The sequence below is a fragment of the Kangiella taiwanensis genome (assembly GCF_020005165.1).
In the GTDB taxonomy this organism is placed as follows: domain Bacteria; phylum Pseudomonadota; class Gammaproteobacteria; order Enterobacterales; family Kangiellaceae; genus Kangiella; species Kangiella taiwanensis.
Genome location: NZ_JAHCLT010000003.1, coordinates 221,719 through 241,886 on the forward strand (window position 1 = coordinate 221,719; position 20,168 = coordinate 241,886).

Consider the following 20,168-nt stretch of genomic DNA (forward strand, 5'->3'; position numbering starts at 1 on the left):
GAATTTATTGTTCTATGAAGCCGCTAATGCAGCCGCTTCGTCCACATCTACTGAGACCACACGAGACACACCAGGTTCACTCATGGTAACACCCAATAGTGTATCCGCCATTTCCATTGCAATCTTGTTATGCGTAATCGCAATAAACTGCAAGTGTTCGCTCATTTCTTTCACTAGGTTGGCATAACGACCAACGTTAGCATCATCTAATGGTGCATCAACCTCATCCAGCATACAGAAAGGTGCTGGGTTAAGTTGGAAAATTGAGAACACCAATGAAATCGCTGTCAGAGCTTTTTCGCCACCTGACAACAAGTGAATCGTTGAATTACGCTTACCAGGCGGACGCGCCATCACCGCAACACCTGTATCCAGTAAGTTTTCGCCCGTTAGCTCTAGATACGCATGGCCGCCACCAAACACCTTAGGGAATAATTCCTGAACACCTTTATTCACTTTGTCGAAGGTTTCTTTAAAGCGTGTGCGAGTCTCGTGATCAATTTTGCGGATTGCGCTTTCGAGCGTTTCTAATGCTTCCTCTAAATCATCATTTTGCGCATCAAGATACACTTTGCGCTCTTCAGCAGCTTTAAACTCTTCGATTGCAGCTAAGTTAATGGCACCTAAACGCTGAATGCGTCCAGACACTTGCTCAATATGCTCAAGCCAAGCACTCTCTGAAGCATCATCAGGTAAGCTTTCAAGTACTTGGTCAACATCTTGCTTTGCGTCTTTGAGGATTTCTGACTGCGTATTCTGACGAGTTTTGGCTTCTTGCCAGTCCATGCGCAGCTTTTCCAAACGCGAACGAACGCCCTGCGCGCCCTGCTCCGCTTCGTGACGTAGACGCTCAAGTTTGCGCATCTTTTCGTCAATCTCACTGAGTTTATTACGCGCCTGCTTCATTTCTTCTTCGACAACAAGACGCTTCTCTAAAGCTTCTTCCAGTTCAATTTTATACTCTTCAGACGGGTCGCGATCGCTGCTTAAACGGTTTTCTAGCTCAACTTTACGTGAGGTCAGTTCGCCAATCTGCGAATTGACTCGCTCAAAGCCTGAACGTGTTGAGTTAACTTCAGCTTTTAGCGCGCTCACTCGAATCGCCAACTTTTGTTCTGCCTCTTTGGCTTCTCGAGCTTGAGTTCGACGAGTTTCTAGTTGAGCACGGCGTTCTTCGCGCTCTGCCATTAGCTTTTCACGTTTGTCGCTGTCTTGCTCCATAGAGTCAAGCAATTGCTCAATAAGCTGGCGACTTTTTGCTAACGCAGCCTCATCATCATGAACCTGCTCTATGATATTTTGCTGTTCACGCTTGAGGCGCTCTAAACGGTTTTGCGCTTGCTCTAGCTTAGCTTGCTGTGTACCAACACTAGCACGCAACTCGCTGTGCTTCTTATTCGCCTGAGCCAACTGTGACTGTTTAGTCTGCCAAGTTTCTTCGTACTGGCTTAACTGTTCGGATAGTTGCTCTTTGGTTTCTTCAAGCTGTTCTAGAATCGCCTCTTGTTGTTCGATCTTTTGGTAAATCTCATTAAGCTCTGCTTCACGCTCTAAAATACCGGCTTCATTATCGCTGGCTCGAGAAACTCGAAGCCAGTCCTTACCCAGCCAAACACCGTCTTTGGTAATGATGGATTCTTGTGGAGCAAGACTTGAGCGCTTGTCTAACGCTTCTGATAAATCATTAGCGACTAAGACATTATTCAAAGTACCGTTCAGCGCCGAAGCACCCTTTACTTTATCGGATAAACGGCCTGACTCAGCGGTATTTGCAGAATCACTGTTCACCAGCAGAATCGAACCTGAGGCTAATTCTGACAAGCTGGTAGCGTAGCTATCGGGAGAGTCCACCACAACCGCTTCGAGGTATTGCCCTAACACAGTTTCTGCAGCAATTTCCCAGCCACTATCGACACTAAGACTCTGCGCTAAACGCGTTTGATTACTGAGATCGTTTGACTCAAGCCACTTCACGGCTTGCTCATTATCTGAGCCGAGTGCAGCACTTTGTAATGCTTCTAGCGATATTTTACGAGATTCTAAACCGCGTAATTCTTTGCGTGTTTCTTCGAGCTTTTGATTATGCTGGCGTTGGTCATGACGTGACTGGTTAATTTTCTCAACCGCATCCTGCACCTCTTCCTCAAGTTTTTCAGCTTGCTCTTCAGCAGTATTGAGTTCTTGTGCCGCTTTCATCAACTCAGATTCCATTGGCCCTGACTGCTGCTGGCCAATTTCATCTTTAATTTCTTCAATACGTTTTTGATGACGCGATAAGTGCGACTCTAGGTGTTGAATCCGAGTTTTTTCAACTTCAGTTTTTTGCGCATTCGCACTAGCTTGCTGATTGAAAACATCCCAATCTTGTTGCCAAATGCGCATATCTTCTTCTAAATCATTCAACTGCTGCTGTTGCTCTTCAACCTGCTCAGAGTTCATTTCTAATTCTGGCTCGGCCTGTAGCAACTCAGTCATCATTTCTTCAAGTTTGGACTCGTCAAACTTTAGCTGGTCACGCAACTTATCGAGCGAAGCTTCAACTTGTGTTTTATCTTCAAGAAGTTGTGATTTTTGCTGACGAGCATGCTCAATCGCTTGCTCTAAGCGTGCAATATCTGCAGCAATACCGTAAAAGCGACCTTGAACTTCGTTGTGTGCATCCGTCAACTCAATGTGCAGTTCACGTGACTTTTCAATTTCACTGTCTGAATGACGCTGATCGGCAACTTTCGCCTCAACTTCCGTTTCCATTTTATGAATCGCTTCATCCAGCGACTCAATCTTCATGTTGTATTCTTGCCAGCGGATGGCAGCCAGCTGGGCTTTGAGTTCGCGCTCTTCGGCTTTATATTCTTTATAACGCTCGGCAGAGGTCGCCTGACGTTTTAAATGCGATAGCTGCTTTCCAAGCTCTTCTCGTAAATCATTCAAACGATCAAGGTTGTCACGGGTATGACGGATACGATTTTCCGTTTCGCGACGACGCTCTTTATACTTCGAGATTCCGGCGGCTTCTTCTAGGAAGATACGCAGCTCATGAGGCTTAGACTCAATCAGCTTTGAAATCATGCCCTGCTCGATAATGGCATAGCTACGCGGACCAAGACCTGTGCCTAAGAAAATGTCGGTAATGTCTTTACGACGACAACGAGTGCCGTTGAGGAAGTACGTCGACTGGGCTTCACGGTTAACCATACGGCGAACAGAAATTTCGTTGAAATTTGCGTACTCGCCTTTAACGGTGCCATCAGAGTTGTCAAAAACCAGCTCAATACTGGCTTGTCCGACTGGCTTACGGCCAGTAGAACCATTGAAAATCACATCAGTCATGGCATCACCACGAAGGTTCTTTGCCGATGACTCCCCCATCACCCAGCGTACGGCATCAATCAAGTTGGACTTACCGCAGCCATTCGGGCCGACTACAGCAGTCATATTACTTGGGAACGATACGGTCGTTGGGTCAACGAATGATTTAAATCCTGCTAATTTTATTTGTTTTAATCGCATTTATTCTCTTACGTATTCTCTTACAGTATCTCTTCCTCAGAGCATTCTGTAAGGGTCTGTAACAATTTTAGGGTTATCATCTAAAGCGTTTAAGTGTAAATTATTTTGCATCATTTAGCACATAGTAAGTGTAAAAAATCATTGCATGGCTCAAAATAGTTTTGAAGGTGCTCATTATTTAGCCAACGGCTTTAGAATGTTGCTCCAAAAAGGCATAAAACGCTACGTTTTCATCCCTTTAGGGATTAATTTAACTTTGCTAACTATCGCATTGATTTACCTGATAAATCAACTGTCTTCTTGGGCGGCATGGGTAGAAGCCACCGTAACCAGCTGGGGAGCTTGGGAATGGTTAGGGACTGCGCTCGCTTGGCTGGTGTGGCCCATCGTGATTGTCGGCGCCGTACTATTTATCTTCTTTTTCTTTTCTATGCTTGCAAACTGGATTGCAGCGCCCTTTAACGGCTTATTAGCTGAAGCCGTTGAACGTAAGCTTCATGCTGAAAATGGTAACACAGATATACCGATTGCAGACGAAGGCTTTAAGGGCCTAGTAAAAGATACTCCCCGCCTACTTAAGCGCGAATGGACGAAGCTGAAATATTACATTCCAAGAGCCATTCTCTGCTTGTTAGTGTTATTCGTGCCCATTATCGGCGCTATTGCCTTCCCAATCATATGGTTTGTTTTTAATGCCTGGATGATGTCGGTTCAATACATCGACTATCCGATGGATAACCATAAGATTCCGTTTGACAACATGCTAAAAACCTTACAAACCGGCCGCAGTGGAACACTTGGCTTTGGCAGTTTAGTCATGCTGTGTACCATGGTTCCTGTGGTCAATTTATTGGTGATGCCAGCAGCAGTGTGTGGCGCGACTCAGCTGTGGTATGAAAACTATCGTGAGAAGCATTTATCAAAACAGTCATCACGGTAGTAACCTTGTTCTCAATAATAAGAATGTCATGATAAAAGCGTGCACATTGCACGCTTTTTTGCTGAATGGTGAACTCAGTTTATGGCTCAAAGATGATCAAGCCAGACTCCATACCTGCGACATAGACCCCAACATCATTAGCGTGTATGCGAGCGGCATTGGCTGGCAACTTTTGATCACCAATGTGTACTGGAGCTTCTGGATTGCGAATATCGAGCACTTTAATTGATGCGGAATCAATCAAAAAAGCTCTATCACCTGAAATACTCACGTTATTAGCGCGCCACTTGGTTTCGAAAATCCCTGCACTTTTTAAATCATTTGGACTGGTGATATCGACCACCAATAACCCCATATATCCAGCAGCCAGATACGCGTGAGCACCCCTAACGTCAACGCCTCGCGCCTCAAATTTTCTATCACTAAATTTATAACTGTCTAAAATGATGGGGCTGGTTGGAATACTGACATTCACCGCGACGAGCCCGGCTTTCCCAGCGGCCACGTAAGCTATGTCGTTTTGCACACTAACTTCATAAGCATAACCACCGAGCGACACAGCGGCGACCTCAACAGGCTGCTTAGGATTAGAGACATTCAATATCCGCAAGCCACCTTCACCATCTGCGATATAGGCATAATGGCCATTGACCTGAATACCTTCGGCATAACCCGGGGTGTCTAAAGATGAAACTTCTAAAGGGTTTGTTGGATCAGAAATATCAATCAGCTTATACCCTGCCCAGTCATCAGCGACATGAACAAATGGTCCCGCCACATCAACATCCAGCGCGCGGTAAGTTTTCAGCTCAGAAACATCTTTAGGGTTAGCGCCATCAGTCACATCAACAATCTTTAACCCTCGATAGCCGTTGGCAACAAAGGCATAATCACCCTGCGTATCAATCCCTCGGACGTGACCCGCAGCCGAGAAATGTTTGATCACTATCGGCTCATCGGGCTTACGCACATCTAAAACTTCAAGACCTTGATCGCCGTGCGCCAAGTAAGCGATTTGATTATCTATGGTGACTGACTCAGAGCAGGTTGAATCCCACCAAGCCCCAAGCTTTTTAGGGTTAGCAGGATCGGCAATATCAATCACAATCAATCCAGCATCATTAGCCACACCAGCGACATAAGCCAAGTTGCCATCAATTCTGACGCGCTCCGCACCATACTCCAGCGGCTCCGCAGCAACCTGCGTCGGATTATCTTTATCGGAAACATCAAAAATACTCAGACTAGGCTCATGATCATCCATGTTAACCACAAAGACATGACGCCCATTGGTATCAATGCCCGAAGCACTACCAGCGATAGGATGTGAGCCAAGCGCTTTGGGTTCGCTTGGATTGGACAAATCTGAAATTTGCAGGCCGGCATCGTGCCCTGCTGCGACGTAGGCAATACCCTCTTTGACCACAAGATCTAGCGAGTAACCTTTGGACGGGAAGCTATCGATAAGCTCAGGTTTGTGTGGCTTGGAGACATCGATCATGTGAATGCCTTTCCATCCCGCGGCAATATAAACTCGATCATTTTCAATATGAATCGCTTTAATTTCACTATCCAGTTCGAGCTTGCCACTGAGTTTAGGTTTTCTGGGATTTTTGATGTTAACCAAGCGTAACCAACCTGATCCATCGGCTATATAGAGATGGTCATCACGAAGAATCATATCCCTGACCACACCATCAGTTTGAATCGAAGCAACCTCTTCCCAGGCAACAGCATTTCGAGAACCATCCTTTTCAACAGCGACCACTCTTACCGTTCCTGAGGAACCGAAATATAAGTAGTTACCACTGACAGCACTCGCAAAGACAGGGCCCTGATTCCACCGACCAGTTATTTCAACTGTCGAGCTTGCGCGGCTGCTTTGTGGTGTAACCTCGCTGGCTGAGGCTGCAATCGGGCTACCAAAGATGCACACCATCACAAAGCTACAATATAAAACAGCAAGCTTGATTATTTTAAACACAAATACATCCTTCATTTGCATATCACCTTTTTTAAACATTACGGCCAGTCGTAGAAAAAGCCCAGCGTAGGCCAGGCTTTTCTACTTGCTCGTGGTATGTTAATCAGTACCATCTGGGTCGATTAAGATACAAGCTGAGCCACCCTCGAAACTACCAGCATCTGTTTTAATGAATACACTTAAGCTATCGAATAACTCTAATGCGTTATTGGTAGCGAATGTGATTTTACAGATACTTTTAACCGGGGTATTACTCAGGATACATTGGTTATTAGGCGCTGTACCAAGTGGTTCCCCACCTTGCGCTCCGCCCGCAGCGTCATGGAACAAGACCGCTGATCCTGAGCGTGGGCTATTACCCTGAGCCGCTTTGACAACAAGGGTCACCACTTCAGCGCCTGCTAGGAATGGGCTAATGACGCCCACACTGTCATGCGAACCCGCTTGCTGACCTAAGCCCATGTATTTACCACTAGTACCAATGGTTTGGTCAGTACTGAAGCACATGAGGTTAGTGCCGATACCATCGTCTCCTGGATCACCTTTTTGACCTTGAGGACCGACTTTACCTTGAGGACCTTGGTCACCAGCATCGCCTTTAGGGCCCGCTTTACCTTGAGGGCCTTGTAGACCTTGAGGACCAGTTTTACCCTGAGGACCTTGGTCACCTGTGTCACCTTTCAAGCCCATTTTACCTTGAGGTCCCTGAGCTCCGTCCGCCCCTGCTGGGCCAACTTTACCTTGCGGACCTTGGTCACCAGTATCACCCTTCAAGCCCATTTTACCCTGAGGTCCCTGAGCTCCGTCCGCCCCTGCTGGACCAACTTTACCCTGAGGGCCTTGGTCGCCGGTATCACCTTTGGCACCGACTTTACCTTGTGGGCCTTGATCACCAGTATCACCTTTGGCACCGACTTTACCTTGTGGGCCTTGGTCACCTTGTGCACCTTGAGGACCGACTTTACCTTGAGGACCTTGGTCACCGGTATCACCTTTGGCACCGACTTTACCTTGTGGACCTTGGTCACCAGTATCACCTTTGGCACCGACTTTACCTTGTGGACCTTGGTCACCGGTATCACCTTTGGCACCGACTTTACCTTGTGGGCCTTGAGCACCATCAGCACCAGCTGGGCCGACTTTACCTTGTGGGCCTTGGTCTCCGGTATCACCTTTGGCACCCACTTTACCTTGTGGGCCTTGAGCACCGGTATCACCTTTGGCACCGACTTTACCCTGTGGACCTTGGTCACCGGTATCACCTTTGGCACCGACTTTACCTTGTGGGCCTTGAGCGCCATCAGCACCTGCTGGACCGACTTTACCTTGTGGGCCTTGAGCACCGTCAGCACCTGCTGGACCGACTTTACCTTGAGGACCTTGGTCACCTTGTGGGCCAGCTGGACCCTGATCACCGGCGTCACCTTTTTTGCCCTGTGGACCTTGCGGGCCTTCAGGACCTTCTGGGCCTTGAGGACCGACGCCGCCAATGGTTAGGTCATACAGATCCATTTCATCAAATGGAGAGCCTTCCTCACCAATATAATCAACTAAGGTAAAGCTACCGAACACATCACCCAGCAACAGAGGTTGTGAACAAGATGTATGGATACTGAAGTTTTGAGACAGTCCATTCTCACTAAGCGCCACATCCAATTCATTCGCTGAAGGATGGTTAGCATCAAATGTTACAAGCTCACCAGGGTTGATCTGATTGGGGAATGACCACTTATTGGCTTGACTGGTTAAACTAACGCTCGTAGCACCGATAGCGCCGGTCATGTCACCAGAACAGCTAGCGCCTTGCGCATTAACGCCTAAGCAGTCAGAAGGATTGTACTCAAAGGTCACTGAACTTGGTTTTGAGCCACAAATATTCATTCCTTCGACTACGATTTTTAAAAGGTAATCACCAGACGGTACGGCTGGCGTACCGTTAGTGACATAGGGCAAGTCAACAACCACACATTGGAAATCAGTGGGATCTAACGGTGGAGCCGGGTTAAACTCCATATCAACACACGCCGACTGATCGGCGCTAATCACTAAAGGATCAGGGTGTGTCCCAAAGAAAATACTGGGATCGTCAAATCCAGCTCCCCAAATAACTAAATTTGTCGGAGCATCTGACGGGTAAGGCTGAACTTCGTGAATTTTTGGTGCTGCCGCACCTGTGTAACTTATTAACAACAGTCCAATACCTAAAATGGACTGCGTTATAGATAATATTGGTCGGTTCATAAGAACTCCCTCCACTGAAACCTGTTTAGGCTATTCCAAAATCAAATAAAACATCACCAATCGGTAATCCTTTACCACCTTCATAGCAATGCATAACTGCATCACTTAACAACGAAAGCTCAATATATGCCCAGCAAGCAACGTTTGTCTATTGTCTATTTTTTAAACAAAACTAGTGAGGTTTTACCGATAAGAAGCTGATTTTTCGTATTTTGCTAGCTTTTTTTACAAGAAATAAAATGGATCGCCACACATTGTCACCGAGTAACTATTTAATGCATATTTGATTAAAAAAGAATCAATACTCAACAGCTTAAATCAATGAGCTATATAACAAGAATTTTGAGAACTACTGATTTGAAAAAAATATTTTTACAACTTTTCGTTTGATCTAGGGTCAATTATGTCAATAAAATATACACTTTATTGGTCAAACCAGCCCTATTTTGCGATTGAAATTTTACAAATTTATTGAGTTTTTTTTGAATAAAGCTATCCACTTCGGAGATTTTTATCCGAAACGTACTACAATTGTGCCAATTTCATTCCCGTGTGAACAATGCGTAGGTCAATAAGGCGAACCGAAAGGTGATAAGGAAAGTCCGGTGAAAAAAATCATAATCGTTGATGACAGTAAGTTCTTCTGCGCCCTAGTTGAAAAGCAGATTATTGAGCAAACTCCTTTTGGTGTCATTACTTGTAACTCTCTAGAAGAGGCGAAGTTGGTTTTAAGTCGATTAGATATCAAGTCGATTCATGCTTGCTTGGTGAGCTACAGACTTCGGGATTCAGCTGAAGGTGAAACAGCCGAACTATTCCGCTCATATGAAATACCCACGATTATTCTGATCAGCGACGTTACTGCAACCTTACGTAATAAGTTCTGGCATTTACGAGTTATCGACTATGTCATCAAACATGACAAATATGTAGTCAATGAAATTATTAGTACTCTCCTACGCTTAGAACGTAACCCTAGTAACAAAATCGTGATTGTTGAGGACTCTAAAACCTCCGCGAAACTACTACAGATTTTACTCGAAGTTCATCAGTACGATGTGGTTCACTTTACCGATCCCAAGGAAGCCTTAGATTACGTTAAATATCATCAGGACGTAAAAATGGTGATTACGGATTACAATATGCCCGGTATGGATGGCTGTGAGCTAACACGACGTTTACGTCGAATCTATAGCAAACAAGAGTTAGCGATTCTGGGTATGTCGGGCGCAGGCCAAACAATTATGGCGGCGAACTTCCTCAAGCATGGCGCGGACGACTTTATTATTAAGCAGTCGTTTTTAGCAGAAGAATTTTATTTACGCATTAACTCTTATCTGGACAGGTTGAATACTTATCAAGAGCTTGCTACAGCGGCAAGTTACGACTATTTGACCAATGTATCTAACCGTCGCCACTTTTTTGAGGTAGTTGAGGCAATGCATGAGTCGGCTTTACGCCATAATACTCCTGTTACCTGCGCCATGATTGATATTGATAAGTTTAAGTCTGTGAATGATAAGTATGGCCACTCGGTTGGCGATGCGGTATTACGTGAAGTTGCGCAGTTGATTAAGTCATCCGTGCGCAAGTCAGATATCGTCGCGCGCTTTGGTGGCGAAGAGTTTTGTATGTATATGACGGGGATGTCCGCTGAAAATGCTGAGCCCTACTTTGAAAAGCTTCGCCAAAAGATTAGCGACGCCATTATCCGAGCAGAAGAACACAGTTTAAAAGTCACGGTGAGTATCGGGCTCTGCTCGAAAATCGAACATGACATTAATCACATGATTGAGTCAGCTGATAAAAGTTTATACCAAGCCAAAGAAACTGGCAGAAACCGAGTGATCCACCACGAAACCTTGGTTGAAGGCCTTTAGCTTGCTAATGAAAATAATTGTTGATGACCTAACGGGACCAGAAATAGCTGAACTCTTAGAACAACACCTGCAAGACATGCGCGCCACCTCTCCCCCTGAAAGTAAACATGCCCTCGATTTGGCTGCACTACGCGATCACAGCATTACATTCTGGACAATTTGGGATCAAAAATTACTCGCTGGTTGTATCGCGTTAAAACGGTTGACATCACAACACGGTGAGATTAAGTCAATGCGAACAGCCAATGGTTTTGCTCGACAAGGCGTCGCAAGCAGACTTCTTGATCACTTGTTACAAGAGGCTCACAACCAAGGTTACCAACGACTTAGCCTAGAAACGGGTTCCATGGAGTATTTTAAAGCTGCCCGAAATTTATATGCTAAACACGGCTTTACTGAATGCAAACCATTCGCTGATTATCAAGAAGACCCCAATAGCATTTATATGACTAAAGAACTTTTATAGTTCTGTCCCACCGAAAACACCCACTCATATATACTCCCGATTTAAATTATCGATGAACTTCTGCAATCGTTTATGAGAAATAGGAAAGCGAGTTTTTTGCCCTTGAGAAAACAATGAAATTCGATACTCCTGTAGCATCCAACCGTACTCATCCACTTCAAATTGTGGAATTTTTTGGTTGTCTTGCAAGGTTACCATTTCGTCTTCCCAAGGCTGATATTGTTGCATCAACTGCATATCCTTCAATGGGTTGTGTTTTATTCGCTCTAACCTTAATTCAATCGCCTTCAGGTATCGTGCATAGTCACGAACATGCTCCGCGCCGAAGCGATAACAAAAGCCTTCTTGAAACAAATACGACAGCTGCTGTTTGATATCTTCGTATGCGGCTTTGAAGTTCCTACCCAATGCCTTAGCATCAGCTAGGCAACGATTTCTAAGCTTGAGTGTGCTAACTAACTGATCCAACACTTTGTTTGAGTTAGGAACTAGAGATTCTTTTACAGCATCTAAAACCCGCATGTAGTCACTTTTAGCGTATGGCACAGAGCTAGAGACTTGGTCTTTAATCACCGACATCATAACGTCATTGATTAGGTCCTCCGCTGAGTACAAAGAAGCGCAAGCCAACATCAACTGCTGCCGGTTGTGATACTTTTTCTGAAGGTAGCTAAACGTTTTCGCTTCAGCCAAAGCAATCAATCGGCAGATGCCACGGATATGTGTCTTTTCCGCTTGCCGTTGGTTAACCACAGGAACGATTCGGACTTTGTCTTTCGCGTCTTCAATCGCGTGAAATACCGGTATATCGGTGCCTGCTTCCTGCATAGTTCCTTCTTTTTCGAAACTCTCTGGCCACTCGGTATAGGTCAGATTCTTTATTTTTTTATTAGGCTTAGCTTTTATTTTAGCGACTTTTTTAGGTTTTTCTTCTAAAGTTCGAGTGCTATACAAAACCTTACCATCATCGTTAACGACCTCAAACCTCATTAAGAAGTGCTCGGGTAAGTTCAACTCAGACCAAGCCTCCATCGGCAAAATCACACCCGTCATGGTGAAAAGGTGCTGAGTGATTATATCAATCAAGCGCCCTTTTGTTTCGAGTACTTTTTCATAGCATGCTTGGGCAAAGGTCGGCACTGGAACAAAGTTCTTTCTAAACCGCTTAGGTAAAGAGCGGATCAAAAACTCGATCTTCTCTTCCAGCAATCCTGGCACCAACCTCTCAAAGTCTCCGTCAGTAAACTGACCAACCAGCGACTGGGGTAAACGTATTGTTACTCCATCTTTTTCATGGCCGGGTTCAAAGTGATACTTTAAGGGTAGCTCCACCCCTTTAACGTTAATCGATTCAGGATAAAGCCCTTTGTCTTCTTGCTCCTCTGGAAGCAAGACTTCAGCCGAAATGCTCAACAGTGCATTATGCTGCTTGGGATTTTTTTTCAGCCAATTATTGAGACTTTTAACACTATTGGTATGCTTGGGTAACTTGCGCTCAAACCACTCAACGATATTCTTTTCATCCGCCCACAAGTCAGCTTGTCGAGCTTTCGCAACTTCCTGCTCAACGTCTTTTTTAACCTGTACATTATGCTTATGAAAAGGTTGTTTAGATTCTAAATCTTGACGCACTAATGCATTTAGAATAAATAATTCTCGGCACAGCTCTGGTTCCACGGCGCTGTAATTAACGGTCCGATTAGTGACAATCTTGAGACCCAACAATGTTTGTTGCATTTCAGCGACCACAGCACCACGATTTTTACTCCAGTGAGCATCGAAGTAATGAGTTTTGATCAAGTGCTTAGCCAGGTCCTCTAACCAATTAGGTTCAATCGCCGCGGTCATTCGAGCGTAGGGCTGAGTGGTTTCAACAATTTCAAACGTAACTAGCCATGCTGGCTGCCTTTTGAAGTTGGTAGACTGCGGATGCACCATAAACTTACTTTGACGCGCTCCTTGATACCCCTTTTCAATATCTTTTTGACCAATAAAACTTAACAAGCCGGTCAACAACACTTGGTGAAGGTTCTGATAAAAGACGGGGTCCTCTTGATCGAATTTAGCGGTTTGCCAATCTTTAGGTGAAGCCGTTGTCTTTTGCTTCGATTGCTGTTGCATCAAGCTTTTAAGCTGACGATAGGTGCTTTTCCACTCCCTATAAGCATTAAAGTTGATTAACTCATCACCGCAATAGCGACGAAACTGGCTATTGCTTAACTCAGCTTGTTGTTCATGCAAATGATTCCACAGGTTGATAATGGCAATAAAGTCAGAGGTTTTATGTTTATACTTTGCATGCTTTTGTTGCGCCTGCTCTTTTTTGTCAAAAGGCCATTCTCTCGGATCTTTGACTGACAAGAATGCCGCCAATACCAACGCGTAATTTAAGAATTGCTTTTCATCGCCAGCTAATAGAATCCGAGCTAAGCGCGGCTCAATCGGTAAACGAGCCATTGCCTTACCAATCTGAGTGAGTTCCTTATCCTGGCCAATTGCTTGTAACTCATTAAGTAAGTTCAAGCCGTCACTTACTTGCCGATCTGCCGGAGGGTCGATAAAAGGAAACGCTTCAATATCACCTAAGCGCAACTGCTTCATCTGCAATATAACCGCAGCTAAGTTAGTTCTCAGTATTTCAGCGTCGGTAAACTCAGAGCGCTCATTAAAATCATCTTCGCCATACAAACGAATACAGATACCTTCCGCAACACGTCCACAGCGCCCTTTCCGTTGATTTGCACTGGCTTGAGAGATTTTTTCTATCGGTAATCGCTGAATTTTACTGCGCACCGAATAGCGGCTGATTCGCGCGAGGCCTGGGTCGATCACATAGCGAATGCCCGGTACAGTAATCGACGTTTCGGCGACGTTTGTTGCTAATACAATACGCCGTTTTCCTCCTGACGGCCGGAAGATTTTTTCCTGCTCTGCCATCGACAAGCGCGCATAAAGCGGCAAAACTTCGCAGTTTTGAAATGCTTCTTTGCGCAAGTGCTTGGCCGTGTCACGGATATCGGCTTCGCCCGGAAGGAATATCAAAATATCTCCAGGGCCATGCGCCATGATTTCCTCAACAGCATGACCAATATGATCCGTCTGTGGTAACGGCTGTTCTTCATCGTTTGGGCGGTACCAAACATCAACAGGGTAAGTTCGACCGCTAATTTCAAGAATTGGAGCGGGTTTGCCGTTTAGTGCGAAATGTTCTGCAAAGCGCTCAACATCGATAGTTGCAGAGGTAATAATAATCTTTAAGTCTGAACGCTTTGTAATGAGCTGCCTTAAATACCCCAACAGAAAGTCAATGTTGAGACTGCGCTCATGAGCTTCATCGATAATAATCGCGTCATACTGCATTAGCAGTGGGTCCGTCACGATCTCATTCAACAAAACACCATCAGTCATCACCTTCACTGGCGTAACGGCATTGGTTTGATCGTTAAAGCGAATGTTATAACCGATAACTTGACCAATTTCAGTTTCAAGCTCTTCAGCGATGCGGCGAGAGACACTGGTGGCGGCGACTCGACGTGGTTGTGTATGACCAATACGCCCTCGGCGACCTAACCCAAGCTCTAGACAGATCTTAGGTAGCTGTGTGGTTTTACCGGAACCGGTCTCACCAGCAATGACAACCACTTGGTTATCATTAATCAGCTCAGCTACTTTCTGACGCGATTGCGATACCGGTAAGCCATCATCATACTGGATAGCTTTTGGGATAACCTGGTCACGTTGTTCGACGATTGATAATGATTTTTCTAATAAACGTTGAAGTTTTGACTCTAACTTAGACGCAGGCAGGTTTTGTTTTGTTCGCTTTTTGATCGCATTCTGTAAGTTCTTAATCTCAGAATGATCGCTCAATAAATAGCGATTCAGATCAATGGCTGAATTCGATTTAGACATAAAAAAGGAAATTAATAATTAATGTGAGGACGAATTCCAATATTCGTCAACAGCGCGTAATTCGCCCAAATAATCTGCCACAGGTCGGTAAAAGTCTTTATCTTCCCAGTACCCCGTGTGACAAGCTGGATTCCAAGAGGTCGCCGCACTACCGACATTAATTTCATAATCCTCGGTAACGGCATCTTTGTATGCCTGATTAATGTTCTTCATCGGGTAAGCAACGATATCGTCTTTATCATAAAAATTAAGCCATTTGACCTGTTGCACCAAATGTTCATCCAGTTTATCACCGGCTCTGTTAATTGGACACGGCAAACGCTCGGTTAAGCTATCATAAATTGCTAAAGGGCTACCGCAAGTAATAATACCTGCCAAAGTGTTAAACCGCTCTACGTGACTAAGCTGCTCTATCTTCGAGGTATCGCTGGCTTGTTGCATGTCTTGAATGTAGTGAGACATGATAACTGAGCCAAATGAATGTGCCAATAAAACGACTGGCGTATTGTCAGGATCGACATGGTGATGAGTCGCCAGCTTTTTCATGCTGTCAGCGATACGGTTGTGAATCGCTTGATACAGACCGGTATCAACGCTTCGATCATAAGCTAACCCTAAGTTCATATAGTCTATAAACAACTGACGAACAGAGGTATAGGTTAGTTCATTGCGATAATCAAGGCGCTGTAGGAGGTCATCGTTGATTTTTTGGAGCAAGTCCCCCCAATAAATCTCGTGAAATAGCAAGTCATCTTCTCGTCGCTCTTGAGCATTGCCTTTGAATTTACCCCCTTTCAAGTAACGCTCAACGACACGGTGCTTAAACTCCGTCGAATAGTGCTTATCCTCGGAGCCAATTCCATGGATGATAGCGATCGCCAAACGTTTCATTTCTCAATACCCCGTAAACCGTCATAAAACTGTGACATATTCTAATAAAATACCCGTTACATCAAGTCCTTACAGCACATTTATGACATTTACGATAAGGCATAACAATTCGCTTCAACTGGTACGAGCAGTTGTGTTAGACTGGTAAAAGTTAAATTTCAAAGAGGTTGCTATGTTAACAATAATATTACTTCTGGCTTTGATGGTAGCGCTCTACCACCGAGTTAGTCTTAAAATTACCAGCGTTGTCCTTGCCGCTATTTTAGTAGCTTGGAGTGCTTATGATGGCATCCCATACGTACATTGGGTGATATTCCTTGCCATTTTCTTACCGTTAAATCTGACCTTTGTACGACGCAAGCTATCGGCAAAGCTTTTGGACGTATTCAAAGGCATCATGCCGCGCATTTCTGATACCGAGCAAGAAGCCCTTGACGCAGGTACTGTCTGGTGGGAAGCGGAAGTCTTCGGTGGTAAACCGAACTGGAAGCGTTTTCATAAGTTTGAAAAGGCCACGTTAACTAAGGAAGAGCAAGAGTTTATCGACGGACCTCTTGAAGAGTTGTGCAGCATGATCAACGACTGGCAAATCACGCACATTGATCGTGATCTCCCACCGGAGGTTTGGAATTACATTAAAGAAAAAGGTTTCTTTAGTTTTATTATCCCTAAAGAATACGGCGGCTTAGGCTTTTCTTCATACGCCCAGTCGCGCGTCTTGACTAAAATTAACTCATTAAGCGCGACCGCAGGCAGCATCGTCTCAGTCCCGAACTCTCTTGGCCCAGCTGAGCTTTTGATGCACTACGGTACGCAAGAGCAACGCGACCATTACTTACCTCGACTAGCCAAAGGCGAAGAAGTGCCATGTTTCGCCCTAACCGCAATTGAGGCCGGCTCTGACGCTGGTGGTATCCCTGATAAAGGTGTTATCTGTAAAGGTCAGTGGAACGGTGAAGAAGTTGTTGGTATGAAGCTGACTTGGAACAAGCGTTACATTACCTTGGCGCCTGTTGCTTCAATCCTAGGATTGGCCTTTAAACTTTACGACCCAGAAGGTTTGTTGGGTGACGAAGAGGACTTAGGCATTACCTGTGCCCTCATCCCAACCGATACCGATGGCGTAGAAATTGGCCGTCGTCACTACCCACTAAGCACACCATTCCAAAACGGCCCAACATCGGGTAAGGATGTGTTTGTCCCACTGGACTACATCATCGGTGGTCCTAACAACGCAGGTAAAGGTTGGAGAATGTTGGTTGACTGCTTATCAGCAGGTCGCGCGATCTCATTACCATCAAGTGCAAACGGTGGCGCTAAGACAGCTGCTTACACCACTGGTGCTTATGCACGCATCCGTCGTCAGTTCAATGTTCCAGTAGGCTACATGGAAGGCGTCATGGAAGCATTGGCTCGTATGGCGGGTAAAACCTACATGATCGACTCGATGTTGACCTTTACTGCGTCAGGCATCGATAGCGGTGAAAAGCCATCAGTGGCATCGGCAATCGTGAAATGCCACACCACTGCCCTCGCTCGTGAAGTTGCCTGCGATGGTATGGACGTACACGGTGGTAAAGCTGTCATGGTGGGACCGAAAAACTACATGGCGCGAGCTTACCAAGGCGCACCAATTTCTATTACCGTAGAAGGCGCGAACATCTTAACGCGTAGCTTGATCATATACGGTCAAGGGTCAATTCGTTGCCATCCTTACGTACTAAAAGAAATTCAGGCGACCCAAAACGAAAACCGTAAAGAAGCCATTAAAGACTTCGATAAGGCACTATTTAGCCACGTCGGCTTCGCCATGAGTAACAAAATCCGTACATTCTGGTTGGGCTTAACCGGTAGCTTGTTGGTTAAAAAGCCTCAGTCAGACTTTACAGGACGTTACTACCAACAAATCACTCGCTTCTCAAGCGCACTAGCCTTCTTATCAGATGTGGTGATGGGCGTGTTAGGTGGCGAGCTGAAGCGCCGTGAAATGATTTCTGGCCGCCTTGGCGATATGTTAAGCAATCTCTATATCGCTTCAGCCATACTGAAAATGTACCATGACAAAGGGCGCCCTGAGCATGATAAAGAAATCGTTCAATGGTCGCTTGAGCACTGCTTATACGAAACACAGATGGCTGCTGATGGCGTCTTAAAGAACTTCCCGATTGGCTGGATGGGTAAAGCACTGCGCCTAGTCGTCTTCCCGTTGGGTCTACGTCTATCGCCTCCATCCGATAAGTTGAGCCGCAAGCTTGCTCGTCAACTACAAGAGCCACAAGCCATGCGCGAAGAACTGACTCACGGCGCCTTCAAGTCTGAATCCGAAGCCAGCAACTTGTACAAAGTCGACAAAGCACTTCGTTTACAGCTTGAAATGGAGCCTATCGTCAAAAAGTTCTCACAAGCACTCGGTAAACGTGCCGGTAATCACCAAGTCGTGCCATTCGCCAAAGAAGCGCTCGACGCAGGCCACATTACCCAAGACGAATACCAACTAGTGCTAGATGCTGAAGAAGCAAGGCTGGAAATCATCAACGTTGATGACTTCTCTCCAGAAGAAATGAAGCATCACTTATCTGAGAACTAAAGTCATATCAACGGTGGGCTAAGCCACCCTACTCATTTACCCTTAGTGTTACCCTTGATGCCGTTTGCTGAAAAGTAAGCGGCATTTTTTTATCTCTATTTTTAATTATTAAATTAAACTCTATCAACCTATTAATTATACGAACATTTATACTTACCCCTTTCTTTGCTCGTCCAAAGAAAGGGGAGAAAGAAAAGACGCCCCAATATTGAGATCATGCTACGCATGATTCCCTGCGCTTCTCTAAAATACTTAACGCATCAGAGTTTACAGCACATCCTATGCTGGAAACTCTTAGCCAAATCATCCTTGATTTGGCTTGCTATATTTTTGATCAGCTTAGCTCAATATTATGGGATATTTGGTACTAGCTATCCGGTTACGCTCTTTATCTCCCCCTTTGGAGTTAGCTGAGCGAGAAAAAGTTATAGCGTAAATTAGGCAGGAGCCTAATTTAGCTAAGACGAAACAGGGATGTTTCGTTTAGCGGCGTGTAAATAACTTTTAAGAGTGAAGGAAGCCTAAAAGGCCTAACGACAGGGGTGCCCTTCTTTTGGTTCCTTTTCTTGGGCATGTAAGAAAAGGAACACCAATTTAATTATCTGCTGCCTTATCAAATAAATTGGCCCTCAAGTCCTTGAGCTTTTCATACTCCCTGCGAAGGTTTCCTTTAAAGTCGGTAGAGTTATACTCCTCTTCTTCTTGCCAAAGCGTGAGACACCGACTAACTACATGGCAACGCTCAACAAGGAATTGTCCTTTTAAATAATTTTGCGGCTCAGCACTTAGCAACGTTAGAGTCTTGTCGATAAATACCTTTAACTCTTCACAGTATTGACTATTTGTAAACGCAATCATCTTATCCAGTTTATTGCAAAAGCTGGTCAATAGACTTAATGAAGAAATTCTGGAATATTCTTTTTTAAGTTCGTTACTTTCACGTCTTTCATTGACAGTTATTATTACTGAGTAACCAGCAATACAAACTGTAATTACTGCGCAAATTGCACTAATAATTTCTGTAAGCAAATAGAACCTCCTAGTAGTCAAACAAAAAAATTAATCCACCCCGACATGGTCTGCGCGGCATTCCATAAGAATCTAAACACTGGAACTCCTAAAATACTCAGTACCACCAGAGCTAGAAAGAAAAAGGTGCCGTATTTGCCGTTCCATTGGTGATACTTGTATTTCAGGGACTTTGGTAATAGCCACTCCATGACGTAATGTCCGTCAAGCGGACCTATGGGTAATAGGTTAAACAACATCAGTAGAATGTTAATCAGCGCTAGAAACGTGAGCGACGTTTGGGCGACGTTAGATTGCAGCGCAGCTATATCAAATACATAGGCTGCTGCTTGTAGATTTACCGCGACTAAAGCGATAAGAAAGTTCATCAAGGGCCCTGCGGCGGCGACAGCAGCCCCAGCCCAAGAGGTTTTCAGCTTTCGGTGAGTTACTGGAACCGGTTTAGCGTAGCCAAATCCGATCATGACCACGAATAATAGCCCCATCGGATCAATATGATTCATGGGATTGAGATTTAAGCGCCCCATTTTCTCAGCGGTATCGTCGCCCAACAGCTTTGCTGAATATGCATGTCCAAACTCATGCAGAGTCAGCGAGAAGATAATAACGAATATGACAATAGCAAAAATAGCGTACTGCCCATTGTATAAAAGTGGAAGCATGGTGAATCTCTTTAGAATCGTTAGCGCTAATTTATGGTCTTTTCAGTGGTTTTACAAGCGTGAACT

11 protein-coding genes are annotated in these 20,168 nt (G+C 44.9%); 4 read left to right on the forward strand and 7 right to left on the reverse strand.

Annotated elements, in window-relative coordinates; translation table 11 throughout:
- Positions 1-12: 12 nt before the first annotated feature.
- Complete coding sequence (smc, locus tag KFK88_RS10240) at positions 13-3,510, reverse strand: chromosome segregation protein SMC (RefSeq protein WP_223579275.1); 3,498 nt, start codon at positions 3,508-3,510, stop codon at positions 13-15.
- A gap of 145 nt (positions 3,511-3,655) precedes the next feature.
- Here smc and cysZ point away from each other — a divergent pair, with 145 nt between their 5' ends.
- Positions 3,656-4,450: a sulfate transporter CysZ gene (gene cysZ / locus KFK88_RS10245; RefSeq protein ID WP_223579278.1), complete on the forward strand. Its 795-nt coding sequence runs from the start codon at positions 3,656-3,658 to the stop codon at positions 4,448-4,450.
- Positions 4,451-4,529: 79 nt separating this feature from the next.
- Here the strand turns inward: cysZ and KFK88_RS10250 are convergent, their stop codons facing one another.
- Positions 4,530-6,434 (reverse strand): LVIVD repeat-containing protein, encoded by a 1,905-nt coding sequence (locus KFK88_RS10250; protein ID WP_223579280.1) that lies wholly within the window; start codon positions 6,432-6,434, stop codon positions 4,530-4,532.
- Positions 6,435-6,533: 99 nt separating this feature from the next.
- Positions 6,534-8,675, reverse strand: coding sequence for a DUF7467 domain-containing protein (locus KFK88_RS10255; RefSeq protein WP_223579283.1), 2,142 nt, complete (start codon positions 8,673-8,675; stop codon positions 6,534-6,536).
- 605 nt (positions 8,676-9,280) lie between these two features.
- On the opposite strand from KFK88_RS10255, the gene KFK88_RS10260 reads away from it, so the two are divergent.
- Complete coding sequence (locus KFK88_RS10260) at positions 9,281-10,555, forward strand: diguanylate cyclase (protein WP_223579285.1); 1,275 nt, start codon at positions 9,281-9,283, stop codon at positions 10,553-10,555.
- A 7-nt stretch (positions 10,556-10,562) separates the two neighbouring features.
- Positions 10,563-11,021 (forward strand): GNAT family N-acetyltransferase, encoded by a 459-nt coding sequence (locus KFK88_RS10265; RefSeq protein ID WP_223579288.1) that lies wholly within the window; start codon positions 10,563-10,565, stop codon positions 11,019-11,021.
- Between the two features lie 24 nt (positions 11,022-11,045).
- Here KFK88_RS10265 and hrpA read toward each other — a convergent pair whose 3' ends face one another.
- Complete coding sequence (gene hrpA, locus KFK88_RS10270; RefSeq protein WP_223579291.1) at positions 11,046-14,933, reverse strand: ATP-dependent RNA helicase HrpA; 3,888 nt, start codon at positions 14,931-14,933, stop codon at positions 11,046-11,048.
- An 18-nt stretch (positions 14,934-14,951) separates the two neighbouring features.
- A complete protein-coding gene (locus KFK88_RS10275) occupies positions 14,952-15,824 on the reverse strand; it encodes a hypothetical protein (protein WP_223579294.1) in 873 nt (290 codons plus the stop codon).
- A 172-nt stretch (positions 15,825-15,996) separates the two neighbouring features.
- On the opposite strand from KFK88_RS10275, the gene KFK88_RS10280 reads away from it, so the two are divergent.
- Positions 15,997-18,411, forward strand: coding sequence for an acyl-CoA dehydrogenase (locus tag KFK88_RS10280; protein WP_223579296.1), 2,415 nt, complete (start codon positions 15,997-15,999; stop codon positions 18,409-18,411).
- Between the two features lie 594 nt (positions 18,412-19,005).
- Here the strand turns inward: KFK88_RS10280 and KFK88_RS10285 are convergent.
- Both KFK88_RS10285 and KFK88_RS10290 read right to left on the reverse strand, forming a co-directional pair.
- Positions 19,006-19,440 carry a hypothetical protein gene (locus KFK88_RS10285; protein WP_223579298.1) on the reverse strand — a complete coding sequence of 145 codons (435 nt, stop codon included), beginning with the start codon at positions 19,438-19,440 and terminating at the stop codon, positions 19,006-19,008.
- Between the two features lie 17 nt (positions 19,441-19,457).
- Complete coding sequence (locus KFK88_RS10290; RefSeq protein WP_223579300.1) at positions 19,458-20,102, reverse strand: site-2 protease family protein; 645 nt, start codon at positions 20,100-20,102, stop codon at positions 19,458-19,460.
- Positions 20,103-20,168: the final 66 nt, after the last annotated feature.